Raw genomic sequence first — 514 nt, 5'->3', positions numbered from 1 at the left:
ATGTAGTCCGCGCGGCCCGGAATTGGTGGACATAAATAGTGCTCAGGAATATCCCAAAAATCAATGTCGTAATACGCCGTGAGAAGTGCTTTGTTAAGTATTTTCACTGCATTCGGGTCAGAGAAGTTGATTGAATCCTCGCCTTTAGGATTCTTGATAACAAACGATGCCAGCGATGGCTCACTGGCGATTAGCTTTTTGAAATCATAACGACCACGATGCGCATTACTTTCATGCAAGCCACTTTTAGCAATCTTGATAAAATCCACATCGCTCTTTTCTGCCGATAGTTTCGCTTTCACTGCTGCTTTCTTTTTTACACGCTTCGGCTTGGCCTTGTTAACGTCGTTATCATGCTTTGGCTTAGCTGCTTTAGACGGAGCCTGTTTCGCGTTGTGGCTATTGTTCTTAATTCGAATTCGCTTTTCAATCGAGGTAAATCATAAACAGACGAGCATCAAATTCGAGTTGGTGATACTCAGGTTCCATGTAACAACACAGTTGGTAGCACGCT

General features: G+C 43.4%; 1 protein-coding gene and 1 pseudogene. Both read right to left on the bottom strand.

Translation table 11 applies throughout. The features are described 5' to 3' along the window. Nucleotides 1-413: RlmF-related methyltransferase (locus R7Z49_RS27690; protein ID WP_318112856.1), on the bottom strand; the 413-nt coding region annotated here is incomplete at its 3' end. Nucleotides 414-426: 13 nt separating this feature from the next. Then, a pseudogene (locus R7Z49_RS27685) lies at nucleotides 427-514 on the bottom strand (metal-dependent hydrolase); the annotation flags it as partial.

The sequence above is a fragment of the Vibrio sp. 1562 genome, from assembly GCF_033340155.1.
Taxonomy (GTDB): Bacteria; Pseudomonadota; Gammaproteobacteria; order Enterobacterales; family Vibrionaceae; genus Vibrio; species Vibrio alginolyticus.
This window is presented reverse-complemented; position numbering and strand designations above follow the sequence as displayed.